General features: G+C 35.5%; 37 protein-coding genes. 2 read left to right on the forward strand and 35 right to left on the reverse strand.

Annotated features, from left to right (window positions below; all coding sequences use genetic code 11):
* Positions 1-147: 147 nt before the first annotated feature.
* The 35 genes from carA to rpsL form a co-directional block, all read right to left on the reverse strand.
* Complete coding sequence (gene carA / locus LOK78_RS00085) at positions 148-1,254, reverse strand: glutamine-hydrolyzing carbamoyl-phosphate synthase small subunit (RefSeq protein ID WP_232633074.1); 1,107 nt, start codon at positions 1,252-1,254, stop codon at positions 148-150.
* Between the two features lie 85 nt (positions 1,255-1,339).
* Positions 1,340-2,131: a hypothetical protein gene (locus LOK78_RS00090; protein WP_232633075.1), complete on the reverse strand. Its 792-nt coding sequence runs from the start codon at positions 2,129-2,131 to the stop codon at positions 1,340-1,342.
* Between the two features lie 166 nt (positions 2,132-2,297).
* Positions 2,298-2,972, reverse strand: coding sequence for a hypothetical protein (locus tag LOK78_RS00095; protein WP_166957330.1), 675 nt, complete (start codon positions 2,970-2,972; stop codon positions 2,298-2,300).
* A gap of 88 nt (positions 2,973-3,060) precedes the next feature.
* Positions 3,061-3,543, reverse strand: coding sequence for a 50S ribosomal protein L17 (gene rplQ, locus LOK78_RS00100; protein ID WP_053971524.1), 483 nt, complete (start codon positions 3,541-3,543; stop codon positions 3,061-3,063).
* Between the two features lie 60 nt (positions 3,544-3,603).
* On the reverse strand, positions 3,604-4,596 hold the full coding sequence (locus tag LOK78_RS00105) for a DNA-directed RNA polymerase subunit alpha (protein WP_053971523.1): 993 nt from the start codon (positions 4,594-4,596) through the stop codon (positions 3,604-3,606).
* 96 nt (positions 4,597-4,692) lie between these two features.
* A complete protein-coding gene (gene rpsD / locus LOK78_RS00110) occupies positions 4,693-5,298 on the reverse strand; it encodes a 30S ribosomal protein S4 (RefSeq protein WP_053971522.1) in 606 nt (201 codons plus the stop codon).
* 174 nt (positions 5,299-5,472) lie between these two features.
* Positions 5,473-5,856: a 30S ribosomal protein S11 gene (gene rpsK, locus LOK78_RS00115; protein ID WP_053971521.1), complete on the reverse strand. Its 384-nt coding sequence runs from the start codon at positions 5,854-5,856 to the stop codon at positions 5,473-5,475.
* A 105-nt stretch (positions 5,857-5,961) separates the two neighbouring features.
* Positions 5,962-6,336: a 30S ribosomal protein S13 gene (gene rpsM, locus LOK78_RS00120; protein ID WP_053971520.1), complete on the reverse strand. Its 375-nt coding sequence runs from the start codon at positions 6,334-6,336 to the stop codon at positions 5,962-5,964.
* 2 nt (positions 6,337-6,338) lie between these two features.
* Positions 6,339-6,455, reverse strand: a complete 117-nt coding sequence (gene ykgO / locus LOK78_RS00125; protein ID WP_015361145.1) for a type B 50S ribosomal protein L36 — start codon at positions 6,453-6,455, stop codon at positions 6,339-6,341.
* A gap of 4 nt (positions 6,456-6,459) precedes the next feature.
* The gene (gene infA / locus LOK78_RS00130) at positions 6,460-6,675 is read right to left on the reverse strand and encodes a translation initiation factor IF-1 (RefSeq protein WP_007094967.1); all 216 of its coding nucleotides are present in this window, start codon (positions 6,673-6,675) and stop codon (positions 6,460-6,462) included.
* A gap of 10 nt (positions 6,676-6,685) precedes the next feature.
* On the reverse strand, positions 6,686-8,032 hold the full coding sequence (gene secY / locus LOK78_RS00135) for a preprotein translocase subunit SecY (protein WP_232633076.1): 1,347 nt from the start codon (positions 8,030-8,032) through the stop codon (positions 6,686-6,688).
* Between the two features lie 14 nt (positions 8,033-8,046).
* Positions 8,047-8,499: a 50S ribosomal protein L15 gene (rplO, locus tag LOK78_RS00140; RefSeq protein ID WP_166957332.1), complete on the reverse strand. Its 453-nt coding sequence runs from the start codon at positions 8,497-8,499 to the stop codon at positions 8,047-8,049.
* A 12-nt stretch (positions 8,500-8,511) separates the two neighbouring features.
* Positions 8,512-8,694: a 50S ribosomal protein L30 gene (gene rpmD / locus LOK78_RS00145; protein WP_053971517.1), complete on the reverse strand. Its 183-nt coding sequence runs from the start codon at positions 8,692-8,694 to the stop codon at positions 8,512-8,514.
* Between the two features lie 14 nt (positions 8,695-8,708).
* Positions 8,709-9,233, reverse strand: coding sequence for a 30S ribosomal protein S5 (gene rpsE, locus LOK78_RS00150; protein ID WP_053971516.1), 525 nt, complete (start codon positions 9,231-9,233; stop codon positions 8,709-8,711).
* 6 nt (positions 9,234-9,239) lie between these two features.
* On the reverse strand, positions 9,240-9,596 hold the full coding sequence (gene rplR, locus LOK78_RS00155) for a 50S ribosomal protein L18 (protein WP_053971515.1): 357 nt from the start codon (positions 9,594-9,596) through the stop codon (positions 9,240-9,242).
* 11 nt (positions 9,597-9,607) lie between these two features.
* Positions 9,608-10,150, reverse strand: coding sequence for a 50S ribosomal protein L6 (gene rplF / locus LOK78_RS00160; RefSeq protein ID WP_166957334.1), 543 nt, complete (start codon positions 10,148-10,150; stop codon positions 9,608-9,610).
* An 18-nt stretch (positions 10,151-10,168) separates the two neighbouring features.
* Complete coding sequence (rpsH, locus tag LOK78_RS00165) at positions 10,169-10,567, reverse strand: 30S ribosomal protein S8 (protein ID WP_053971513.1); 399 nt, start codon at positions 10,565-10,567, stop codon at positions 10,169-10,171.
* 72 nt (positions 10,568-10,639) lie between these two features.
* Positions 10,640-10,909 (reverse strand): 30S ribosomal protein S14, encoded by a 270-nt coding sequence (rpsN, locus tag LOK78_RS00170; RefSeq protein ID WP_053971512.1) that lies wholly within the window; start codon positions 10,907-10,909, stop codon positions 10,640-10,642.
* A gap of 3 nt (positions 10,910-10,912) precedes the next feature.
* Entirely contained in the window at positions 10,913-11,464 is a 552-nt protein-coding gene (gene rplE / locus LOK78_RS00175; RefSeq protein ID WP_053971511.1) for a 50S ribosomal protein L5, read from the reverse strand.
* A 2-nt stretch (positions 11,465-11,466) separates the two neighbouring features.
* Positions 11,467-11,778, reverse strand: coding sequence for a 50S ribosomal protein L24 (gene rplX, locus LOK78_RS00180; protein WP_053972117.1), 312 nt, complete (start codon positions 11,776-11,778; stop codon positions 11,467-11,469).
* 11 nt (positions 11,779-11,789) lie between these two features.
* Positions 11,790-12,158, reverse strand: coding sequence for a 50S ribosomal protein L14 (gene rplN, locus LOK78_RS00185; RefSeq protein ID WP_053971510.1), 369 nt, complete (start codon positions 12,156-12,158; stop codon positions 11,790-11,792).
* Positions 12,159-12,160: 2 nt separating this feature from the next.
* Positions 12,161-12,418, reverse strand: a complete 258-nt coding sequence (gene rpsQ / locus LOK78_RS00190; protein WP_053971509.1) for a 30S ribosomal protein S17 — start codon at positions 12,416-12,418, stop codon at positions 12,161-12,163.
* A gap of 11 nt (positions 12,419-12,429) precedes the next feature.
* Complete coding sequence (rpmC, locus tag LOK78_RS00195; protein WP_053971508.1) at positions 12,430-12,621, reverse strand: 50S ribosomal protein L29; 192 nt, start codon at positions 12,619-12,621, stop codon at positions 12,430-12,432.
* 13 nt (positions 12,622-12,634) lie between these two features.
* Entirely contained in the window at positions 12,635-13,054 is a 420-nt protein-coding gene (gene rplP / locus LOK78_RS00200; RefSeq protein WP_053971507.1) for a 50S ribosomal protein L16, read from the reverse strand.
* Positions 13,055-13,074: 20 nt separating this feature from the next.
* Positions 13,075-13,797, reverse strand: a complete 723-nt coding sequence (rpsC, locus tag LOK78_RS00205) for a 30S ribosomal protein S3 (protein WP_053971506.1) — start codon at positions 13,795-13,797, stop codon at positions 13,075-13,077.
* Positions 13,798-13,806: 9 nt separating this feature from the next.
* Positions 13,807-14,214, reverse strand: coding sequence for a 50S ribosomal protein L22 (rplV, locus tag LOK78_RS00210; RefSeq protein WP_053971505.1), 408 nt, complete (start codon positions 14,212-14,214; stop codon positions 13,807-13,809).
* Positions 14,215-14,220: 6 nt separating this feature from the next.
* Positions 14,221-14,499, reverse strand: coding sequence for a 30S ribosomal protein S19 (gene rpsS, locus LOK78_RS00215; protein ID WP_053971504.1), 279 nt, complete (start codon positions 14,497-14,499; stop codon positions 14,221-14,223).
* Between the two features lie 6 nt (positions 14,500-14,505).
* Positions 14,506-15,330 carry a 50S ribosomal protein L2 gene (gene rplB / locus LOK78_RS00220; protein WP_232393863.1) on the reverse strand — a complete coding sequence of 275 codons (825 nt, stop codon included), beginning with the start codon at positions 15,328-15,330 and terminating at the stop codon, positions 14,506-14,508.
* Positions 15,331-15,342: 12 nt separating this feature from the next.
* Positions 15,343-15,633 carry a 50S ribosomal protein L23 gene (gene rplW, locus LOK78_RS00225; RefSeq protein ID WP_166957338.1) on the reverse strand — a complete coding sequence of 97 codons (291 nt, stop codon included), beginning with the start codon at positions 15,631-15,633 and terminating at the stop codon, positions 15,343-15,345.
* Positions 15,634-15,641: 8 nt separating this feature from the next.
* On the reverse strand, positions 15,642-16,271 hold the full coding sequence (gene rplD / locus LOK78_RS00230; RefSeq protein WP_232633077.1) for a 50S ribosomal protein L4: 630 nt from the start codon (positions 16,269-16,271) through the stop codon (positions 15,642-15,644).
* On the reverse strand, positions 16,271-16,888 hold the full coding sequence (rplC, locus tag LOK78_RS00235) for a 50S ribosomal protein L3 (RefSeq protein ID WP_166957342.1): 618 nt from the start codon (positions 16,886-16,888) through the stop codon (positions 16,271-16,273). The genes rplD and rplC overlap by 1 nt, the downstream gene beginning before the upstream one ends.
* 152 nt (positions 16,889-17,040) lie before the next feature.
* Positions 17,041-17,346 (reverse strand): 30S ribosomal protein S10, encoded by a 306-nt coding sequence (rpsJ, locus tag LOK78_RS00240; RefSeq protein ID WP_007650482.1) that lies wholly within the window; start codon positions 17,344-17,346, stop codon positions 17,041-17,043.
* An 11-nt stretch (positions 17,347-17,357) separates the two neighbouring features.
* Entirely contained in the window at positions 17,358-19,484 is a 2,127-nt protein-coding gene (fusA, locus tag LOK78_RS00245) for an elongation factor G (RefSeq protein WP_232633078.1), read from the reverse strand.
* Positions 19,485-19,489: 5 nt separating this feature from the next.
* Entirely contained in the window at positions 19,490-19,966 is a 477-nt protein-coding gene (gene rpsG, locus LOK78_RS00250) for a 30S ribosomal protein S7 (RefSeq protein WP_053971498.1), read from the reverse strand.
* Between the two features lie 19 nt (positions 19,967-19,985).
* Complete coding sequence (gene rpsL, locus LOK78_RS00255) at positions 19,986-20,360, reverse strand: 30S ribosomal protein S12 (protein ID WP_036121756.1); 375 nt, start codon at positions 20,358-20,360, stop codon at positions 19,986-19,988.
* A 177-nt stretch (positions 20,361-20,537) separates the two neighbouring features.
* Between rpsL and LOK78_RS00260 the strand changes: the two genes are divergently transcribed.
* Both LOK78_RS00260 and LOK78_RS00265 read left to right on the forward strand, forming a co-directional pair.
* A complete protein-coding gene (locus tag LOK78_RS00260; RefSeq protein WP_232633079.1) occupies positions 20,538-22,220 on the forward strand; it encodes a POTRA domain-containing protein in 1,683 nt (560 codons plus the stop codon).
* Positions 22,221-22,341: 121 nt separating this feature from the next.
* On the forward strand, positions 22,342-25,425 hold the full coding sequence (locus LOK78_RS00265; protein ID WP_232633080.1) for a SusC/RagA family TonB-linked outer membrane protein: 3,084 nt from the start codon (positions 22,342-22,344) through the stop codon (positions 25,423-25,425).
* Positions 25,426-25,433: the final 8 nt, after the last annotated feature.

Consider the following 25,433-nt stretch of genomic DNA (forward strand, 5'->3'; position numbering starts at 1 on the left):
CTTTTTATAAAATTAATTTCCTTAACAAATTTACGAAATTACCAGCCTTTTTGCACCTTCACAAGGCATATTTATGTAATAATCTAACTACATTGTTTTCGAATAAAAAAAACCTCAAAGAATGGCTAAAATCTTTGAGGTTTTTCTTTATTTATTTTTGATATTCTCTATAAATTGATCAAAAAGATAGGATGCATCGTGAGGTCCAGGACTTGCTTCTGGGTGGTATTGTACCGAGAAGCAATTCTTATTCTTCATTTTAATACCAGCAACTGTATTATCGTTCAAATGAATATGTGTTATTTCAATATCGGGATGCTTTTCTGCTTCTTCCCTATTGACAGCAAAACCATGATTTTGAGAAGTAATTTCTCCTTTACCAGTAATTAGGTTCTTTACAGGGTGATTGATCCCTCTATGACCATGGTGCATTTTATAAGTGGAAATTCCGTTTGCCAATGCAATAACTTGGTGTCCCAAACAGATACCAAACAAAGGTAAATCTCTTTTGATAATTTCCTTTGCAACCTCTTGCGCCTCTTTCAAAGGTTCAGGATCACCTGGACCATTGGATAAAAAGTACCCATCCGGATTCCAAGCTTCCATTTCTTCAAAACTGGCATTATATGGATATACTTTAATGTAAGCATCTCTACTTGCCAAGTTTCTTAAAATATTCTTCTTTATTCCAATATCTAAAGCTGCAATTTTGATACTTGCATTTTCATCTCCATAGAAATAAGGCTCTTTAGTAGATACCTTTGATGACAATTCCAAACCATTCATATCTGGAATTTCAGCCAACTGCTTTTTCAATCCTTCAATGTTATCTACTTCAGTTGAAATTACAGCATTCATAGCACCGTTGTCTCTAATATAACTTACTAAAGCTCTTGTATCTACATCAGATATAGCCAAAAGGCTATATTTATTTAAAAACTCGAGCAAGGATGAATCAGCGTCCTCCCTAGAATAATCATAACTGAAATTTCTACATACTAAACCAGAAATCTTTATTGAATCTGACTCAACCTCTTCATCATTAGCCCCGTAGTTACCAATGTGTGCATTGGTAGTAACCATAATTTGACCAAAATAAGAAGGATCTGTAAAAATTTCTTGATACCCAGTCATTCCAGTATTGAAACAAACCTCACCAAAAGAAGTTCCCTTTTTACCGCCTACTGATTTTCCATAGAAAATGGTTCCATCAGCCAATAGAATAATTGCTTTTTCTCGCTTGTTGTATTTCATTTGTTTAGAAAAGTTTTGCAAAATTGCATAAAAAAAAGGATAAACTAAAATGTTTACCCTTTAATTATGTGAGAAAGATGTCCAACTACAATGTATCATAGTAGCTAGCAACTCTTTTTACTTGTTCAGAATCTTTTAATGATATTTTGTTATCCTTTATAAACTTAAGTAGTTCAGCGGAATGTTCTGGGAATAACTCGGCAAATTTCTTCTTATTATTAGGGACTTCAATAAATTCATCTCCAATTTTAACCAAAACAATCTCTTCCTTATCATAATATGCCGGTTTGGTAACAACCTTGGTCATTGGGTTTACTGAAGCCTCTTTTAAAACAACTTTGAACTTTTGAAATAGAATGGCTTTTTCACCTATATAAAGAACCTGATGTAGTTCATTGGTTTTTGGAAGAAACACAAATTTATCTCCGTTCTTCTCAAAAAATCGAATATCATAATTATTGAAGGTAAATACTTTTCCTTGACCAATTGGAACGAAAAGCTGATCACTAACTAAATTATAGTTTGCTCCCTGAATCATATAGCCTTTTCCACTTTTTGTAACGATTTTAACTTTCCCCTTTTGACTGTCAAACAAGAAAGCATCCTTGACGTCAATACCCGTTTTAGCATTGACAAACCTTCCAAATTTACTATTATCATCCAAGAGGGCTTCTAAATTTTGAATATCGGTAGGTCCTTCAAAATTAGCTAACAAATCCGATGCCATTCCCCCTCTCATGTCAATGGGCACCTCAATACCATTTTCAATTTTTGTTGGTCCCGTTGGTCCTAAAGCCTCATAAGGACTGGTAGAAGGCATTTGGGAGTAACTGAACAAACTAAAAATCCCAATCGAAATACTTAAAATTGTTTTCATTTTCATAAGTGCTTTTTTAAAATGTTAATTAATAAACCAGACAAAAGTCAAAAAACACCATGGAAATTGGAAGACACTTCAATAGTAATTGACTTTATATCAATTAAATATACACAAAAAAAAAGGGCTGAAAATAATTTCAGCCCTTTTTTTCCTACAATACTTACTATATTGTATTATAATATTCTATTACCTTTATGATGTCATTGTTATTTTTCAATGATATATTATTGCTTTTGATATATTTTGCAATCTTACCACTATCATCTCCAAACGCTTCTAAGAATTTCTTCTTTTTTGAGGGTAATTCAAAAACTTGATTATCTCTTCTAAGCACCATTACCTCTTCTTTAGTATAATATGCTGGCTTGGTAATTTCGTTAGTCAGTGGATTTGTCATTGCTTGTTTAAGCTCTAAATCAAACTTCTTAAATAAGGATCCCTTGTCACCTTTAAAAACAATTTCATGTAATGGCTTAGATTGACCTGGTATAAAAACAAACTTTCTATTTCCTTTTTGAAAATACTTGATATCAGCATTATTGAATGTGAAAGACTTCCCATCTTCTAGTGGTACACTTAACTCTTGCTTGCTTAAATTGAAATTAACATCTTTAAATGAATAAGCTTTTCCAGACCTGGTGAATATTTCCACTTTTCCACTAGTATCATCAAATAAGTAAGCATCCTTTACAGAACCACTTTCTCCTCTAGCATTGACAAACCTTCCAAATTTTGTGTTTTCATCCAAAACGCCTTCTAAAATAGCTGCATTGGTTAATTGTGCAAATCCTACTTGACAAGTTAATAGTAAGACTGTTAAATAAATTAAATTTTTCATATCGATTTTATTAAGAAAGCGACAAATATAAAAAAAGGATAGACTTTGATAGCCTATCCTTTTACAATTAACATAAGTTAACAGATTTTTATTCCTCTTCTTCTTTAGAAGCTTGAGTATCTTGAACTGGAGCAGCTGGCTTTTCAGCTTTAGAACCACCTCTTCTACTTCTTCTTGTAGTTTTCTTTTCTGGCTTAGAAGCATTATAGATTTCATTGAAATCTACTAATTCAATCATTGCCATATCAGCGTTATCTCCCAAACGATTACCCAATTTAATAATTCTGGTGTAACCTCCTGGACGATCTCCAACTTTAGGAGCAACTTCTCTAAACAATTCTACAACAGCATCCTTTTGCTTTAATCTAGAGAAAACAATTCTTCTATTATGAGTTGTGTCTTCCTTAGATTTAGTTACCAATGGCTCAACAAACAATTTTAAAGCTTTTGCTTTAGCAACTGTAGTGTTGATTCTTTTGTGTTCAATTAAAGAACAAGCCATATTGGCTAACATTGCTTTTCTGTGAGCAGTTTTTCTACCTAAGTGGTTTACTTTTTTTCCGTGTCTCATGACATTAAAATTTAATCTTCATCTTGCTACAACTCCTTCGAGGAGCAAAATATGAAGAAGTTAGTCTTTATCTAATTTGTATTTTGAAAGATCCATTCCAAAGTTCAAACCTTTAACGTTTACAAGCTCTTCAAGCTCAGTTAAAGACTTTTTACCGAAGTTACGGAACTTCATTAAGTCGTTTTTGTTATAAGAAACCAAATCACCAAGGGTATCAACCTCTGCTGCCTTTAAACAATTTAAAGCACGTACAGAAAGATCCATATCCACTAATTTTGTTTTCAATAACTGTCTCATGTGAAGTGATTCTTCATCATAAGTTTCGGTTTGAGCAATTTCGTCTGCTTCAAGAGTAATTCTTTCATCAGAGAACAACATAAAGTGGTGAATTAACACTTTAGCTGCTTCTGTTAAAGCATCTTGAGGATTTATAGAACCATCAGTAATGATTTCAAATACCAATTTTTCATAATCCGTTTTTTGCTCAACACGATAATTTTCAATACTATACTTCACATTTTTAATTGGAGTATAGATTGAATCAGTAAAAATAGTTCCTATTGGTGCAGAAGCTTTTTTGTTTTCTTCAGCAGGAACATATCCTCTACCTTTTTCAATGGTAATTTCCATATTAACACTTACTTTAGGATCTAAGTTACAGATAACCATTTCTGTATTTAATACTTGGAATCCTGAAATAAATTTCTGAAAATCACCTGCTGTAATTTGTTCTTGTCCAGAAATTGAAATTGATACAGACTCATTATCTACATCATCAATCTGTCTTTTGAAACGCACTTGTTTCAAGTTCAAGATAATTTCTGTTACATCTTCAACAACACCAGCAATAGTAGAGAACTCATGATCTACACCTTCTATTCTCACAGAAGTGATAGCAAAACCTTCTAATGAAGATAAAAGAACTCTTCTTAAAGCGTTTCCTACGGTTAAACCGTATCCAGGCTCTAACGGTCTGAATTCAAACTTACCTTCATAATCGGTTGAATCGATCATGATTACTTTGTCCGGCTTTTGAAAATTAAATACTGCCATTTTTTTCTTCGTTTTAATTGTTATTTAGTTGCGCGGTCTATAAGTTTGAAGAAGTACGAATAGACCCTTTGGCTAAATACCAATGTGGTTAATTTATTATTTAGAATATAATTCGACGATGAATTGCTCGTTGATATTTTCTGGAATTTGGATTCTAGCTGGAACAGATACATAAGTACCTTCTTTCTTCTCAGTGTTCCAAGTAATCCATTCGTATACTTGACTAGAATTTGCTAATGATTTATCAATAGCCTCCAAAGATTTAGATTTTTCTCTTACCCCTACTACATCACCAGCTTTCAATTGGTAAGAAGGAATATTTACAACTTCACCATTTACAGTAATGTGTCTGTGAGAAACTAATTGTCTAGCACCTCTTCTTGAAGGAGAAACACCCATTCTGTAAACTACATTGTCCAATCTAGACTCACATAATTGTAAAAGTACCTCACCAGTAATTCCTTGTGCTGCTGTAGCTCTTTTAAACATGTTTCTAAATTGACGCTCTAAAATACCATAGGTATATTTAGCTTTTTGCTTCTCCATTAATTGGATAGCGTATTCAGATTTTTTACCACGACGCTTGTTAGCACCATGTTGACCTGGAGGATAATTTCTTTTTTCAAAAGATTTATCATCTCCGAAAATAGCTTCACCAAACTTACGAGCTATTTTAGTTTTAGGACCAGTATATCTTGCCATTTCTAATTGTTTTTGAGAGTGATTATGGATTAAGGTCTTAATCTTATCCTCCGATAATCGTTAACCTCTCGTTAATACTTGTTATTTTTTTCGGTGTGCAAATATACAAAAAAATTAATATCAGCCATGTACTCAGCTGATATTAATTTCTTTATGAATATTTACGAGTAATAATTATACTCTTCTACGTTTTGGAGGTCTACATCCATTGTGTGGTAATGGAGTAACGTCAATGATTTCGGTTACTTCAATTCCAGCATTGTGTAAAGATCTAATAGCAGATTCTCTACCATTACCAGGACCTTTAACATATACCTTCACTTTTTTCAAACCAGCTTCTTGAGCAGTACCAGCTGCATCTTCTGCTGCCATTTGAGCTGCATAAGGAGTGTTTTTCTTAGATCCTCTAAACCCCATTTTACCAGCAGAAGACCATGAAACCACGTCTCCTTTTTTGTTGGTCAATGAGATAATGATGTTATTGAAAGAAGCATTAATATGAGCTTCTCCAACTGCATCAACTATAACTTTACGTTTTTTTGTACTTGACTTTGCCATATTTCTTAGTTTCTAGCTGTTAGTTTTTAGTTGTTAGAATCCTAAACATTTCTATTTCGAACAGATTCATCTAACTCTAATAACTAATGACTAATGTCTTAATGATTATTTACCTGCCATTTTTTTGTTGGCAACAGTTTTTCTTCTACCTTTTCTGGTTCTAGAGTTGTTCTTAGTTCTTTGACCTCTTAATGGAAGTCCAGCTCTATGACGAATTCCTCTATAACAACCGATATCCATTAAACGTTTGATGTTTAATTGGGTTTCAGAACGTAATTCACCTTCAATAGTATAAGCTGATACAGCCTCACGAATATTTCCAATTTCGTCATCTGTCCAATCTTGTACTTTAGTGTTCTCGTCCACCTTAGCGGTAGCTAAAATTTCTTGTGCTCTACTTTTACCTACTCCGTAGATATAAGTCAAAGAGATTACTCCTCTTTTGTTTTTTGGTATATCAACCCCTGCAATTCTTGCCATAACTATCCTTGTCTTTGTTTGAATTTAGGATTCTTTTTGTTAATTACGTAAAGTCTACCTTTTCTACGTACGATTTTACAATCGGCGCTTCTCTTTTTTATTGATGCTCTTACTTTCATAGTATTAGTATCTATAGGTTATGCGAGCCTTTGTTAAATCATAAGGGCTCATTTCTAATTTTACTTTATCTCCTGGTAACAATTTAATATAGTGCATACGCATTTTGCCAGAAATGTGAGCTGTTACAATATGCCCGTTCTCTAACTCCACACGAAACATCGCATTTGATAATGCTTCTATAATCGTACCGTCTTGTTCTATTGCTGCTTGTTTTGCCATAGGTCTAATGTTAAGCTACTGCTTTTCTATTTTTACCAGTTTTCATCAAGCCATCATAGTGTCTATTCAACAAGTAAGAGTTTACCTGTTGCATTGTATCTATTGCAACTCCAACCATAATCAATAGCGAGGTTCCTCCAAAGAACAAGGCCCAACTTGATTGCACACCTAATAACTTCACAATAATAGCCGGGAACACGGCAATCAATGCTAAGAAAATAGATCCTGGCAACGTTATTTGAGACATAATCTTGTCCAAGTATTCAGAAGTTTCTGTACCTGGTCTAATTCCAGGGATAAAACCACCACTACGTTTTAAATCATCTGCCATTTTATTGGTTGGTACTGTAATTGCCGTATAGAAATAAGTAAACACGATAATTAACAATGCAAATAGCACATTATACCATAAACCAAAAATATCAGAAAATTGAGTTTGTAACCACTGTCCAACTGATGAGTCCCTCATTATAGAAGTACCTCCAATCAAACCAGGAACAAACATGATTGCCTGAGCAAAAATGATTGGCATTACACCAGAGGCATTCAATTTTAAAGGAATGTATTGTCTTGATCCAAACACATTCTTTTCATAACCCCCAGTTGCAGTTCTTCTTGCATATTGCACAGCAATTTTCCTAACCGCCATTACTAACATGACCGAAGCCAAAATAATTACCAACCAAATTACCAATTCAAAAACAATCAACATCACTTGGTTGTTCTCCATTCTTGAAGAGGCATTTTGTAAAAATGAAACAGGTAATTTAGCTATGATACCTACCATAATCAATAAAGAGATACCATTACCAATTCCTTTATCAGTGATTTTTTCACCTAACCACATAGCAAATATGGTTCCTGTTACCAAAATAACTATGGATGAAAAATAAAACACACCTCCTGTTCCTAACAAAAAGGCACTTTGTGGAATACCAAACGCTGTAGGTAAACTAGCTAAATATCCCGGTGCTTGTACCAAACAAATGGCAATTGTCAACCAACGGGTGATTTGGGTAATTTTCTTTTGCCCACTAGCCCCTTCCTTTTGTAGTTTCTGTAAATAAGGAATAGCAATTCCCATTAATTGAACTACAATTGATGCGGAGATGTAAGGCATAATACCCAACGCAAAAACCGAGGCATTCGCAAATGCTCCCCCGGTAAATGCATTTAATAGTCCTAACAACCCTGTTTCTGTATTAGATTGCAAACTCTCTAATTGAGCCGCATCAATACCAGGTAAAACCACTTGCGCGCCAAAACGATAAACTAACAACAGTCCTAAAGTAAGGATGATTCTGTCCTTTAGTTCATCTATTTTCCAAACATTTTTTATTGCTTCTATAAATTTCATGCGCTAAAAAGTGATTATAAAGTTACGGCTTCTCCTCCAGCAGCTTCGATAGCAGCCTTTGCTGAAGCAGTAAATTTATGAGCAGATACATTAATTTTTGACTTCAATTCTCCTCTACCTAAGATTTTAACTAGATCATTCTTTCCAGCCAAACCTAAAGATACCATAGTATCAAAATCTAAAGTATCACTAATCTTTTTATCGTCGATCAATTGTTGTAAAGTATCCAAATTGATTCCTTGGTACTCAACACGGTTAATGTTGGTGAAACCAAATTTAGGAACCCTTCTTTGAAGTGGCATTTGTCCACCTTCAAATCCGATCTTCTTAGAATACCCAGAACGAGACTTAGCTCCTTTGTGTCCTCTTGTAGAAGTACCGCCTTTTCCAGAACCTTGTCCACGTCCAATACGCTTCCCTTGACCTTTAACTGAACCTTCTGCAGGTTTTAAATTACTTAAATCCATTTCAGTGTTTTATTATTTTGTTTCTTCAACAGAAACTAAATGTTTAACTTTTTCAACCATACCAAGGATATTTGGTGTAGCATCGTGCTCAACTACTTGACCCATTTTTCTTAGACCAAGCGCTTCTAGAGTTCTCTTCTGTCTCAAAGTGCGGTTAATTGCACTTTTAACTTTAGTTACTTTAATCTTTGCCATCTCTATCCTTTATATTAACCGTTAAAAACTTTTTCTAAAGATACACCTCTATCACGCGCTACTGTTTGAGCACTTCTCAATTGTAATAAAGCATCAAAAGTTGCTTTTACCACGTTATGAGGGTTTGATGATCCTTGAGATTTAGATAATACGTCATGTACACCAACTGCTTCCAATACTGTTCTTACAGCACCACCAGCAATTACCCCGGTACCAGGAGCAGCAGGAATAATGTTTACTCTAGCTCCACCATATTTACCTTTTTGTTCATGAGGTAATGTTCCTTTCACTATAGGAATACGTACTAAGTTTTTCTTTGCATCTTCCACTGCCTTAGCGATAGCACTAGCCACATCTTTAGATTTTCCTAAACCGTGACCTACTACACCAGCTTCATCACCTACTACTACGATAGCAGAAAAACCGAAGGCTCTACCCCCTTTGGTTACCTTAGTAACTCTTTGTACTCCTACCAAACGATCTTTAAGATCTAATCCGCTTGGTTTTACTAGTTCTGCACTTTTATATTTTTGATACATAATTTCTTAAAATTTAAGTCCTGCTTCTCTAGCTCCTTCAGCTAATGATTTTACTCTTCCGTGATATAAATACCCACCTCTATCAAAAGAGATAGTTTCTACACCGGCCTTCATAGCTTTTTCAGCAACTGATTTACCTACTAGTGCAGCGATTTCCATTTTAGTTCCTGTTGCAGAACTAATGTCCTTATCTCTTGAAGATGCCGAACTGATTGTTTTACCAGTTACATCATCAATGATTTGAGCATATATTTCTTTATTGCTTCTAAAAACAGACAATCTTGGTCTTGCTTCTGTACCAGAAACTACCTTACGTACTCTGCTTTTAATTCTTAATCTTCTTTCGTTCTTTGTTAATGCCATAGCTTAAATGATTATGCAGACTTACCTGCTTTTCTTCTAATTTGTTCACCAACAAACTTAACTCCTTTTCCTTTATAAGGCTCTGGCTTACGGAAACCACGGATCTTAGCAGCAACCTGACCAACTAATTGTTTATCGTGAGACGTTAACTTAATGATTGGATTTTTACCTTTTTCAGAAACAGTTTCAACTTTCACTTCTGGAGCTAGGTCTAATACGATGTTGTGAGAAAATCCTAAAGCCAAATCTAATTTTTGACCTTGGTTACTTGCTCTATAACCAACACCTACTAATTCCAATTCTTTTGTCCATCCGTTAGATACTCCGTGAATCATATTGTTCACCAAAGCTCTATATAGACCGTGTTTAGCTCTTTCGTCTTTTAAATCTGAAGAGCGCTCAACGATTACTTGACCTTCTTCTACCTTTACGGTTACATCTTCGAAATCTTGTGTTAATTCACCTAATTTTCCTTTAACAGTAATTAGATTGTCCTTCACTTCAACTGTAACTCCTTCTGGTATTGCAACTGGGTTTTTTCCTATTCTTGACATGTCTTCTACTGTTTTAAATTAGTAAACGTAACACAATACTTCACCACCCACTTTTTCTCTTCTTGCTTGCTTATCAGTCATTACTCCGTGAGAAGTAGAGATGATAGCAATACCAAGACCGTTTAAGATTCTAGGTAGATCTTTTGAACTTGCATACTTACGTAAACCTGGCTTACTGATTCTTTCGATCTTTTTAATGACAGGCTCCTTAGTTTCCTTATTGTACTTAAGGGCAATTTTGATAGCTCCTTGTACAGTATCTTCTTCAAATTTGTAACTTAAAATATATCCTTGATCGAATAATATTTTAGTTATCTCTTTTTTCAAATTAGAAGCAGGGATCTCAACCACTCTGTGGCCAGCACGCACTGCGTTTCTAATTCTTGTTAAATAATCCGCAATAGGATCTGTATACATACTAATTGATTTTGTGATTCCGGTTTTCGAGTATTACGCTCTCGAACCTAAAACCTGATTATATAAATAATATTACCAACTTGCTTTTTTAACTCCTGGAATTAATCCTTTGTTAGCCATTTCACGGAACATGACACGGGAAATTCCAAATTGTCTCATATAACCTTTAGGTCTTCCTGTTAATTTGCAACGGTTGTGCATACGTACAGGAGAAGCGTTTGCAGGTAGCTTTTGTAATGCTTCATAATCACCAGCTTCTTTTAAAGCTTTACGTTTTTCAGCATATTTAGCTACTGTTTTAGCTCTTTTTACCTCACGGGCTTTCATTGATTCTTTAGCCATATCTTAATTCTTTTGAAATGGTAATCCTAATTCTGTTAATAATGATTTTGCTTCCTTATCAGTTTGAGCAGAAGTAACAAAGGTAATATCCATACCTGAGATTTTGTTTACCTTATCGATATCAACCTCTGGGAAGATAATTTGTTCAATAATCCCCAAATTGTAATTACCTCTTCCGTCAAAACCTGTAGCTTTGATTCCATTAAAATCTCTTACTCGCGGTAAAGCTGAAGTAATCAAACGGTCTAGAAATTCATACATTCTTTCTCCACGTAAAGTTACTTTGGCACCGATAGGCATCCCTTTACGTAATTTGAATGAAGCCACGTCTTTTTTAGACATGGTAGAAACCGCTTTTTGTCCAGTTATCATTGTTAATTCATCCACTGCGTGGTCGATTAACTTTTTGTCTGCAACAGCAGCACCTACTCCTCTAGATAATACAATCTTTTGAAGTTTAGGAACCTGCATTACATTGTCATAACCAAATTCATCTGTAAGAGCAGCAATTACTCTGCTTTTGTACTCTTCTTTAAGTCTCGGTGTATATCCCATAACTATATTACTTCATTAGATTTTTTGGAAAATCTCACTTTCTTATCACCTTCCATTTTCAATCCAACTCTTGTTGTCTCACCTTTTGAGGTCAGCAAAGATAAGTTAGAAATATGAATTGGCGCTTCTTTTTCTACGATTCCTCCTTGAGGGTTCTGTGCACTTGGCTTGTTGTGTTTCTTAATCAAGTTTACACCCTCAACGATCGCTTTGTTCTTATCTATTAATACTTGTAAAACCTTACCTTCAGCACCTTTGTGGTCTCCTGCGATAACTTTTACTGTATCTCCTGATTTTATTTTAAGCTTTGTCATCTTATTTTTCATTAAAGCACTTCTGGTGCCAATGATACAATTTTCATGAATTGTTTATCACGAAGTTCTCTAGCAACAGGACCAAATACACGTGTACCTCTCATCTCACCTTGAGCATTTAAAAGCACACAAGCATTGTCATCGAATCTTATATAAGATCCGTCTGGTCTTCTTACTTCTTTTACAGTACGCACTACTACAGCAGTAGAAACAGCACCTTTCTTAACGTTACCATTAGGAGTAGCTTCTTTAACTGAAACTACAATTTTGTCTCCTAAGGAAGCATATCTTTTTTTAGTACCACCAAGAACACGAATAGTTAGTACTTCTTTAGCTCCTGTATTGTCAGCTACTTTTAATCTTGATTCTGTCTGTACCATAATTACTTCGCTCTTTCAATTATTTCAACTAATCTCCAGCACTTAGATTTACTCATAGGTCTAGTTTCCATGATCCTTACAGTATCTCCAATGTTGCATTCGTTTGTTTCGTCGTGTGCGACATATTTCTTAGTCTTTAACACGAACTTACCATACATAGGGTGCTTTACTTTTTTCACCTCAGAAACTACAATAGATTTCTGCATTTTGTTACTCGTAACAACACCTATACGTTCTTTTCTTAAATTTCTTGTTTCCATTTTCTGCAGACTTATTGTAATTCTCTTTTAGTTAATTCAGTCGCAATTCTAGCTACTGTTCTTCTTGCAGAACGAAGTTGAATTGGATTCTCTAGAGGAGAAATAGCGTGAGCCATTTTCAATTCTGCATAGCTCTGTTTTGTCTCACTAAGTTTTTCCTGTAACTCAGCTACAGATAATTCTTTAATTTCTGATTGTTTCATAATATCAAATAAATTATGCTTCGTAATCTCTTGCAACAATGAACTTAGTTTTAACCGGTAACTTTTGAGCGGCTAAACGCAATGCTTCTTTAGCAGTTTCTAAAGGCACTCCACCTACTTCAAAAAGTATTCTACCTGGTTTAACAACAGCAGCCCAATATTCAACAGCACCTTTACCTTTACCCATACGTACCTCTAGAGGCTTCTTCGTGATTGGCTTATCTGGGAAAATCTTAATCCAGATAGATCCTTCTCTCTTCATATAACGGGTTGCAGCAATACGTGCAGCTTCAATTTGACGTGCTGTAACAAAACTTGAGTCTAATGATTTTATTCCAAAAGTACCACTTGAAAGACGGTGCCCTCTTCCGGCATTTCCTTTCATGCGTCCTTTTTGTTGCTTACGAAATTTTGTTCTTTTAGGCTGTAACATGATTTCTGTTCTTTAAAAAATTACTTTCTGCGACGAGATTTGTTATTGTTGTTACCTCGTCCACCTCCACCTTTTCCTTGCTTCTTAGATAGACCAACAAGCGGAGAAAGCTCTCTTTTACCATATACTTCGCCTTTCATAATCCACACTTTAACACCCAATCTACCATAAGTAGTATGAGCTTCTACAAGTGCATAATCAATATCGGCTCTAAATGTTGATAATGGAATACGTCCTTCTTTGTAGTGTTCGCTACGTGCCATTTCAGCACCGTTTAAACGACCACTAATTTGAATTTTAATTCCTTCAGCATTCATTCTCATGGTAGCGGCAATTGCCATTTTGATAGCACGTCTGTAAGAAATACGATTCTCAATTTGACGAGCTATACTAGAAGCTACCAAGTACGCATCAAGTTCCGGTCTTTTAATTTCAAAGATGTTAATTTGAACCTCTTTGCCAGTAATTTTCTTAAGCTCTTCTTTTAACTTATCTACCTCTTGACCACCTTTCCCGATAATGATACCAGGTCTTGCAGTAGTGATAGTAACGGTTACAAGTTTAAGCGTACGCTCAATAATTACTCTTGATACACTAGCTTTAGATAGACGAGCATGAATATACTTTCTGATCTTATCGTCTTCGGCAAGTTTATCACCATAATCGTCTCCTCCATACCAGTTAGACTCCCATCCTCTGATAATTCCTAAGCGATTCCCGATTGGATTTGTCTTTTGTCCCATACTCTTATCTTAGCTTTGTGTGTTATTGTTAGCTCCAACCACTAAAGTAACATGGTTAGAACGTTTTCTAATTCTGTGTGCACGACCTTGTGGTGCTGGACGCAATCTTTTCAACATTGCTCCGCCATCCACTTTAATCTCTTTAACAAACAATTCAGCTGTTTCAATATCAGCATCTTCGTTTTTAGCTTGCCAGTTTGCAATTGCAGACAATAACAATTTCTCTAAACGGTTAGATGCTTCTTTCTTACTGAATTTCAAAATATTAAGAGCTTTCTCTACGCTTTCACCTCTTACTAAATCAGCTACTAAACGCATTTTTCTTGGAGATGTAGGACAGTTATTAAGCTTAGCAAAAGCAACTTGCTTCTTCTGTTCTTTAATAGCGTCCGCCATTTGTTTTTTACGACTTCCCATAGCTTATTACTTTTTACCTTTGTTTTTTGCACCTGCGTGACCTCTAAAAGATCTAGTTGGTGAAAATTCTCCTAATTTATGTCCTACCATATTTTCAGTTACATAAACTGGCACAAATTGACGCCCGTTATGTACTGCAATAGTTTGTCCAACGAAATCTGGAGTAATCATACTTGCTCTAGACCAAGTTTTAATGACTGTTTTTTTACCAGATTCTACGTTATCTTGAACTTTTTTGTCTAATTTATAATGAACGTAAGGTCCTTTTTTTAATGATCTTGCCATGACTTATTATTTCTTTCTACGTTCTACAATATACTTATTACTCGCTTTTGTCTTAGAACGGGTTCTATAACCTTTAGCAGGTATACCTTTTCTAGAACGTGGATGACCTCCTGAAGCACGACCTTCACCACCACCCATTGGGTGATCTACTGGGTTCATTACTACTGGTCTAGTTCTTGGTCTTCTACCTAACCATCTAGATCTACCAGCTTTACCAGATACCATTAATTGGTGATCTGAATTGGAAACAACACCGATGGTTGCCATACAAGCAGACAATATCATTCTTGTTTCACCAGATGGCAATTTGATAGTAGCATACTTACCTTCCTTAGCCATTAATTGTGCAAAAGTACCAGCACTTCTTGCCATTACAGCACCTTGACCTGGTCTTAACTCAACACAACTAATAATAGTTCCTAATGGGATGTTTGCTAATGGCATTGCGTTACCAATTTCTGTTGGCACCACTTCACCAGAAACAACAGTTTGTCCAACTTGTAATCCGTTTGGAGCTACCATATATCTCTTCTCTCCATCTTCATAATTCAATAGAGCGATGAATGCAGTTCTGTTTGGATCGTATTCAATTGACATTACTTCAGCTGGAACATTTGCTTTGTTACGCTTGAAGTCAATGATACGATATCTCTTTTTGTGACCACCACCTAAATAGCGCATGGTCATCTTTCCTTGACTGTTTCTACCACCAGATTTTTTCTTCGGAGCTAATAAACTTTTCTCCGGCTTATCAGTAGTAATGGCGTCAAACCCATTTACTACTCTAAAACGCTGACCTGGCGTGATTGGTTTTAATTTTCTTACTGACATCTTTTTGTCTTATTACATATTGCTATATAAATCAATCACCTCTCCGTCACTCACAGTTACAATTGCTTTTTTGATAGCATTTGTTTTACCGTGCTGAATCCCAGTTTTTGTATAACGGGTTCTTCTTTCTGGACGGACATTTATCGTACGAACTTGTTCAACAGAAACACCATAAGCAGCTTCAACCGCTTTTTTAATTTCTACCTTGTTCGCCTTTTGGCTCACTTCAAAAGCGTAAGCATTCAAAGTTTCACTTTGAGTAGTCGCTTTTTCAGTAATAATAGGTTTTATTAAAATACTCATTGCCTTCCTTATTTACTTAAATTCGATTCAATTCCTTCTAATGAGCTCTCTAAAAGCACCACTTGATTCGCATTCAAAATCTTGTAAGTGTTTAATTCTGAGTTATTTACAACTTCAGACCCTTTTAAATTGCGCGACGACAAATATACATTATTATTTGATGCACCCAACACAAACAAAGATTTTTTATCCTCTAGTCCTAAGGCTTTTAGCACAGCTGTAAAGCTCTTAGTCTTTGGAGTATCAAATGAAAAATCTTCTAATACTACGATAGAGTTTTCATTTGCCTTAATTGATAAAGCTGATTTTCTAGCTAAACGCTTAAGGTTCTTGTTCAATTTGAAACCGTAGTTTCTAGGAGTAGGACCAAACATACGTCCACCACCTTTAAAAACTCCAGACTTGATACTACCAGCTCTTGCTGTACCAGTACCTTTCTGTTTTTTAATTTTTCTAGTACTACCTGCAATCTCTGCTCTTTCTTTAGACTTGTGAGTTCCTTGTCTTTGGTTAGCCAAGTATTGTTTCACGTCTAAATAAACAGCATGGTTGTTAGGCTCAATAGCAAACACATCTTTAGAAAGCTCAACCTTTCTACCTGTGTCTTTTCCGTTTATATCTAAAACTGCTACTTTCATTACTTCTCGATAATTACATAAGAGTTTTTGTGTCCAGGAACACATCCTTTAACAACAAGTAAGTTCTTTTCAGGAACTACTTTTAATACTCTTAAATTTTCAACTTTTACTTTTTCACCACCCATACGGCCAGCCATACGTATTCCCTTGAATACACGTGCTGGATAAGAAGCAGCTCCAATAGATCCTGGTGCTCTTAAACGGTTATGTTGACCGTGAGTAGCTTGACCTACACCACCAAAACCATGACGTTTAACAACCCCTTGGAATCCTTTTCCTTTTGAAACTCCAGAGATATCAACAAACTCTCCTTCAACAAAATGCTCAACAGTGATTGCATCACCTAATTTGTACTCCGCATCAAAACCTTGAAATTCTACGACTTTGCGCTTAACAGAAGTACCAGCTTTTTTGGCGTGACCAATTTCAGCTTTAGTAGCACTTTTTTCTGTCGCGTCATCGAAACCAAGTTGTAAAGCTGTATAGCCATCAACTTCTTCGGTTCTGACTTGGGTAACGATACATGGACCTGCTTCGATAACAGTACAAGGAATGTTCTTTCCTTTGTCATCAAAAATGCTGGTCATTCCGATCTTTTTTCCAATTAACCCAGACATAATTATTAATTTAATTTATTATTACTTACTTATTTAAAAAACTTCAGGGTCAAAATACCTTTCAACCCTGAATTGTATTTTTTCCGTTTTTCCTTTGCACGCAGCTCCGGACATGTACTTGTCAACTTATCCAGCTAACAAACGAAGTGTACTTACACTTTGATCTCTACTTCAACTCCACTTGGCAATTCAAGCTTCATTAAAGCGTCGATAGTCTTTGAGGAAGAACTATAGATATCCAATAATCTCTTATAAGAGCTTAATTGGAATTGCTCTCTACTCTTCTTGTTTACGTGCGGAGAACGTAGTACAGTGAAAATTTTCTTGTGTGTTGGTAATGGAATTGGTCCAGTTACAACAGCTCCAGTACTTTTTACTGTCTTCACAATCTTATCAGCAGACTTATCTACTAAATTGTGATCGTATGATTTTAATTTTATTCTAATTTTTTGACTCATTTCCTTAAAATTTAAGCTTCAACTCCTTTAGCCGCTTTAATCACTTCTTCTGCAATGTTAGAAGGTGTTTCAGCATAATGTGAAAATTCCATGGTTGATGTTGCTCTACCAGAAGAAAGGGTACGTAACGCTGTTACATATCCAAACATTTCAGATAATGGCACATCAGCCTTGATAACTTTAGAACCTGCTCTGTCGCTCATGTTATTAACTTGACCACGACGACGGTTAAGGTCTCCTACAATATCTCCCATGTTTTCTTCAGGAGTCAACACTTCTAATTTCATAATTGGCTCCATGATTACAGCTTTTGCAGCTCTAGCAGCAGCTTTAAATCCTAGTTTAGCAGCCAATTCGAATGACAATTGATCAGAATCCACATCGTGATAAGACCCATCTGTTACAGTTACTTTCATAGAATCTACTTCATAACCTGCCAATGGACCATTAACCATAGCCAATTTAAATCCTTTCTCTATAGAAGGAATGAATTCTTTTGGTATGTTACCACCTTTAATTTCTGAAACGAATTCAAGACCTGCTTTTCCTTCTTCAGCTGGTTCAAGAGTAAATACAATATCAGCAAATTTACCACGACCACCAGATTGCTTTTTGTAAACTTCTCTGTGCTCAGCTTTTCTTGTAATTGCTTCTTTGTACTCAACTTGAGGCTGACCTTGGTTTACTTCAACCTTAAATTCTCTTCTAAGACGGTCAACAATGATATCTAAGTGAAGCTCACCCATTCCAGAAATAATAGTCTGTCCTGAAGCCTCATCTGTTCTTGCTGTAAACGTTGGATCTTCTTCAGCCAATTTAGCCAAAGCCATTCCTAATTTATCAACATCCGCCTTAGTTTTAGGCTCAACAGCGATACCGATTACTGGATCTGGGAAGTCCATAGATTCTAAAACGATTGGTGCCTTTTCATCAGATAAGGTATCTCCTGTTTTAATATCCTTGAAACCTACAGCAGCTCCAATATCTCCTGCCTCGATATATTCAATAGCATTTTGCTTGTTTGAGTGCATTTGGTAAATACGAGAAATACGCTCTTTTTTACCAGATCTATTATTCAAAACATAAGATCCTGCATCTAAACGACCAGAATAAGCACGGAAGAATGCCAAACGACCTACGAATGGATCTGTAGCAATCTTAAATGCCAATGCAGCAAAAGGTGCAGAAACATCTGGCTTACGCTTAACTTCTTCTCCTGTATCAGGATTTGTACCTACAATCGCATCTTTATCTACGGGCGAAGGCAAGTAACGACATACGGCATCCAATAAGAATTGAACCCCTTTATTTTTAAATGAAGAACCACATACCATAGGAATGATAGACATATCCATAACAGCAGCTCTTAAAGCAGCGTGGATTTCATCCTCTGTAATAGAGTTTTCATCCTCCATGAATTTCTCTAACAAACTTTCATCATATCCAGCAACTTCTTCAATTAAGTTAGCTCTGTACTGGCTAACTTCTGCTTTCATATCTTCAGGAATGTCTACAACGTCAAAAGTTGATCCGAAGTTATCCTCATGCCATATAATAGCACGGTTTTTAACCAAATCAACTACACCTCTAAAGTCTGCTTCATCACCAATTGGCAATACAATTGGAACGGCGTTAGACCCTAACATATCCTTAACCTGTTGGCATACTGCTAAGAAGTTAGATCCTTGACGGTCCATCTTGTTAACAAATCCCATACGAGGCACTTTATAGTTATCAGCTAATCTCCAGTTAGTTTCAGATTGTGGTTCAACACCATCAACAGCACTAAACAAGAATACCAACCCATCTAATACACGTAATGAACGGTTTACCTCTACAGTAAAGTCAACGTGACCAGGAGTGTCGATAATATTAAAGTGATAATCTTTTGCTTCAGGAGTTGGAACACCATTTTCTCTTGGAAACTGCCAAGTACAAGTCGTAGCAGCAGAAGTAATGGTAATACCTCTTTCTTGCTCTTGCTCCATCCAGTCCATAGTAGCGGCTCCATCATGAACTTCACCGATTTTATGGCTTACCCCTGTATAGAATAAGATACGCTCTGTAGTTGTCGTTTTTCCAGCATCAATGTGTGCTGCAATACCTATATTTCTTGTGTATTTTAAATCTCTACCCATTTATATTAGAATCTAAAGTGTGAGAATGCTTTGTTTGCTTCTGCCATCTTGTGAGTATCTACTCTCTTCTTAACGGCCGCTCCTTCTTCTTTAGCAGCAGCTAAAATCTCTGATGCCAATTTTTGAGCCATTGACTTTTCGTTTCTTTTACGCGCATATCCAATCAACCATTTCATAGCTGTTGAAATCTTACGGTCTGGACGAATTTGCATTGGAATTTGGAAGGTAGCACCACCAACACGACGGCTACGTACTTCTACGTGAGGCATCACATTAGATAAGGCATCTTTCCACAATTCTAAAGCAGTCTTCTCGTCGTCAGTTTTCTTTTGGTCTACAATGTCAATCGCATCATAAAACACTTTAAAAGCTACAGACTTCTTACCATCCCACATCATCATGTTAACGAAACGCGTCACTAACTGATCGTTGAAACGTGGATCTGGCAACAAAGGTCTTTTTTTCGCTTGTCTTTTTCTCATGTCTTCGTCTTAAAAAATTTTACTTTTTAGGGCGTTTTGCTCCATACTTAGATCTACGTTGCGTTCTTCCTTGAACACCTGCGGTATCCAAAGCTCCACGAACAATGTGGTATCTAACTCCTGGTAAATCCTTTACCCTTCCACCTCTTACCAATACTATCGAGTGCTCTTGGAGATTATGTCCTTCACCTGGGATGTACGCGTTTACTTCTTTACCGTTAGTTAACCTTACCCTTGCTACTTTACGCATAGCTGAGTTCGGTTTCTTAGGTGTAGTCGTATATACACGAGTACAAACGCCACGTCTTTGCGGACACGAATCCAAAGCAGCCGATTTACTCTTCTTGGTAATCTTGGCTCTTCCTTTTCGTACTAATTGTGAAATTGTTGGCATAAATTTTTACTAATTTTATACAATACCTCTTCTTTGAGGGCTGCAAAGGTAGAAATTAAATTTAATTTTTCAAATCATAACAAATTAATTTTCAATCTCATTTAAAAAATAAAAGCCTCTTTATATTAAAACATCTCTTTTTGAGTTAGTTTTACATACCAATAAGAATTTTTACCGTTGCAGAAATCTTATCTCACACTCCTTATTATATATATCTTTTTTACTACAGATACTGTTTGTCAAGAACTTCATCTCAGAATTCTATCTAAATCCATTTCAGATTCAGCAAAAATAGATTCTTTAGGTTATGCAAAAATACATCTAGATGTCCTATCCATTGAAAAAGAATACGCCCTTTTTAAAGAAAGGACATATCAATCTGGTTTTTTAGATGCTGAATTTGACAAACTAAGGAAAACAAATGATTCTACTTTTTTAGGCTTGATCGACCTGAAAAAAAAATATGACTCTATACATATATATTTTGACAACATTCCGAAAGAAGCAATAAAAAAAATAAGCGACACTTATACTGACACGTTTTTCACCCTTCCATTTTTTGATTTAGAGGAAAGTTTGAATAAATTAAGTTTGACGTTATCAGATTTAGGGAATCCATTTATCGCTTTTCAACTTGACGACATTCAAGCTGAAAACAACTATTTAACTGCTAAATTAAAAATCAAAGACAACCAAGATCAACGTCATATCGACGATATTAAAATTAAAGGTTACGAAAAATTCCCTAAGTCATTTGTTAGGCATTACCTCAAAATAAGGAACGGTCAAAATTTGAACATTTCCGAAATCAAGGAAAAGGTTACCAGATTAGACCAATTGTCATTCGCAAATTCTATTAAAGACCCAGAAATCCAATTTACTAAAGATTCAACCATTCTATACCTCTATATAGAAAAACAAAAAATAAACAATTTTGACGGCTTTATAGGATTTGGAACCAATGAAGAAACTAATAAAATAGAATTTAACGGTTACTTAAATTTAAACTTGACAAACAACCTTAATTTTGGGGAGCGATTTAGCTTGACCTACAAAAGCGACCAAAACGATCAAAGAAGGTTTCAAACAAATATAGAAATCCCCTATCTCTTCCAGACACCACTGGGAACTGAATTTGAATTAAGACTGTTTCGGAAGGATTCAACTTTCACAACTAGCGAGCAACGCGCCAATCTCTTCTATCAATTTAATCCGAAACATTCAATATATCTAGGCATTCAAGGTGTGCAATCTGAAAATCTTTTAAGTCAAGAAGCCACAATTCCCCTTAACGATTATAAATCTACCTTCTATAATGTAAGGTATGTATTCAATTTACGACAAAGCAACAGACTATTCCCCACAAATTCGTTGTTACGATTCCAAATCGGAACCGGAAAAAGAACATTATCCGGAGAAGATTTGGCACAAAATCAAATATTGGTAGACGCATTTAAAATCTTTAATTTAAATCTCAAAAACAGTATTTACGTTAGGTTAAATACCTTCCTATTGGATAGTTCCAATATCCTTGAAAATGAACTGTCATGGTTTGGAGGAATCAATTCTATACGTGGGTTTGAAGAAAATAGTTTAGCTGCTAATTTATATGCCTTCATCAATACAGAATACAGGCATTCACTTTCAGAAAGTATTTATATTCATACCATTATAGATTTTGGATACCTTGAAAACGAGCTTTCAGCTCAGCAAGAAAACCTCTACAGTTTTGGTCTTGGGTTTGGACTTTTAACCAAAGCAGGATTATTGAAATTTAATTATGCCAACGGGAAAACAGAGTCTCAAAATTTCAAGTTTTCCAACTCCCAGGTGCATTTAAGCCTCACTTCTTTTTTTTAGAGTTTTCTTAACGTTAATCCAACAAACTTTTTAAAAAAAATGAAAATTTTAACCTGCTAATGTTGTTTAATTAACTTTTTATTATGATTTTTGGCGTAGACTAATTCAAATAAAATATAAAATGAAAACAAAGTTTAGTGGAATTCTAACGCTATTCTTAGCGTTTGTTGTGCATCTTTCCTTTGCACAAGAAAAAACAATTTCAGGGACAATTTCGGATGAAAACGGATTGCCGCTCCCTGGAGTTAATATCATCGTTAAAGGTACGACCAATGGTACTCAAACAGATTTTGATGGAAATTATTCCATTTCTGCGAGCCAAGGAAGTGTCATTGTCTATACTTTTGTGGGTTACACTCCAAAAGAAATGACAGTAGGATCTTCTTCTACCATTAGTTTTGCCATGGAGCCCGATGTTCAAGCCATAGACGAGGTAGTTATCTCGGTTCTTGGTACTAAGAGAAAACTTGATGAGATTACCACAGCCAACCAAGTGGTAAAAGCAGAAGAGTTGACTCAGGCTCAAAACCCTAACTTAGTACAAGGTTTATCTGGTAAGGTATCTGGTCTACAAATTAACACTACTAACAGTGGAGTTAATCAAAGTACTCGTATCGTATTACGTGGTAACAGATCCTTGACTGGTAACAACCAAGCTTTAATTGTAATTGATGGGGTAATTTCATCATCTGAAATTTTAGCTAATATTGACCCTAACTTAATTGAATCTGTAAACGTAATTAAAGGTGCTAACGGTGCTGCTCTTTACGGTTCTCAAGGTTCTAACGGGGTTTTTATTGTAACAACTAGAAAAGGTGGTACTACTGACAAATTCAATGTTTCAGTTAGTTCATCTGCTTCTTTTGAATCAATCGCTTACATTCCTCAAAGACAAAATAGATATGGTCAAGGATGGAATGGAGAGTTTGTTTCTTATGAAAATGGTGGATGGGGACCTGAAATGGATGGTCAACTTAGACCAGTTGGTTTACCATTAGCTGATGGATCTTACAGATATTTCCCATACAGCGCAATTGATGATAACATCAAGGAATTCTTCCAAACAGGTACAACTTTCCAAAATACTATTAGTTTATCAAACGGTAATTTGGAAGATGGTTATGTGTTCTTATCTGCCAACAAAGTAGATACAGAATTCGTTATTTCTGATGACAAGGCTAACAGAAACACCTTTAACTTTAAAGGAGGTAAAAAAGTTGGTAAGTGGACATTAGAAGGTAACGTATCTTATTTAACTAGTAAGACGCAACAATCTACAGGAACATTGTATACTGAATTATTACAAACAGCAACAAACATTCCAGTAGAAGAGTTTTCTGAGCCTAACAATGCTACTCACTGGACTTCTTACTACAGATCTCCATACTGGATTAGAGACAATGAAAGACAAGAAGATCGTTTTGATATCTGGACTGGTGTTGTAAACTTAGGATACCAACTTAATGATAACATCGATATCCTTTATAACGCGAGTATCAGAACTAGACAACGTAGTGGAAGAAACTGGGTTAATGGTTATGTAGATACTGAAAACGTAGGTGGTGGAGATCATACAACTATTTCTTCGTTTGGAACTTACAATGACAATTACAGAAACTTTTATGGAGATTTATTAGTTAACTTTAATTACAATTTAACTGATGATATCACATTAAAAGCGAATATCGGTCACAACTTACAGGATAATTTATTTATCCAAACTTCTAACAGTGGTAGTAATGTTACAATTCCTGGTTTCTATAACATTAGTAACGTAACAGGAACACCAAACGTTGGTAACTCCACTGTTAGAAGTAGAAGAATTGGTCTATTTGGAAACGTGGATTTAGGATTTAAAGATTTCTTATTCTTAAACGTAACCGCTAGAAATGACTGGGTTTCTACATTAGACCCTTCAAACAACTCATTCTTCTACCCAGGGGTAGGTTTATCTTTTGTTCCTACAGAAGCGTTTGATATTACTGATGGTCCAATAAACTACATGAAAATTGCTGCTTCTCACGTAAAAGTAGGTAATGATGGTGGTATCGGGGCATATGAAGTAGTTCCAATTTATGGGCAAGCTGCAAACTTCCCTTATGGTTCATTAAACTCATTCTTAGGAGACACAAGTATTACTGACCAATTCTTGGAGCCAGAATTCGTAACTTCAACAGAATTTAACTTAAACGTTGGATTGTTCAACGATAGAGTAACTGTTGATGGTTCTTACTATTTCTCAAAAAACACGAACCAAATTGCTAATACTTCTGCATCTTATGCATCTGGTGTTGCTACATCTAGAGTTAACATCGGTGAAACTGAAACAAAAGGTTTTGAAATTGATTTAGGAGTTAAGCCAATCTGGTCTGCAGATCCAAGAGGATTACGTTGGGAAGCAAGATTCTCTTATGCAACTAACAAAACTGACGTTATCAAAATTAGTGATGATACAGATGAGTTAGCATTACAATCATTCCCTAACAACGCTAACCCAATTGGTGTGTTTGCAGTTGTAGGTGAAGAATTCCCTACTATCAAAGGTTCTGCTTATGAAAGAGATCCTCAAGGACGTGTTATCATTGATCCTACTACAGGAACGCCAAGAGTATCTAACGAATTACAAATTTTAGGTACTGCGAATCCTGATTATATCTTAGGATTAAATACTTCTATCAGCTACAAAGGTTTCAGATTATCTGGTGTATTTGATTACAGAACTGGTCACCAATTCTGGTCTGGATCTAAATCTTGGTTATCTTGGTCAGGTCACTTAATTGAATCTGCTCAAAATGGTAGAACTGGATTTATCTATCCAAACTCAGCTATTCCTGATGGAAATGGTGGATATGTAGCAAATACAAGTGTTATCACTGGTGGTACTACTTACTCTAATTACTTAAACTACTTCTCTAACGATTACTATACTGTTGCTGAAAACTTTGTGTTAGATGCTACTGCATTCAAGTGTCGTGAGTTGTCTTTAAGTTATTCATTATCTCCAAAGATGTTAGATAACACTGCTTTAAGTTCTTTAACTTTAGGTGTAAACGCAAGAAACTTGTTTACTATTCTTCCTAAGGAGAATAGAGGTTATAACGATCCTGAAACTTCCAATACAACTGGAAATGGTCAAGGTTTAGCAGCAGTTAACCAATACCCTGTGACAAGATCAATTGGTATGAGCCTAAATGTAACATTTTAATAATTGCT

The sequence above is a fragment of the Mangrovimonas futianensis genome (assembly GCF_021245805.1).
In the GTDB taxonomy this organism is placed as follows: domain Bacteria; phylum Bacteroidota; class Bacteroidia; order Flavobacteriales; family Flavobacteriaceae; genus Mangrovimonas; species Mangrovimonas futianensis.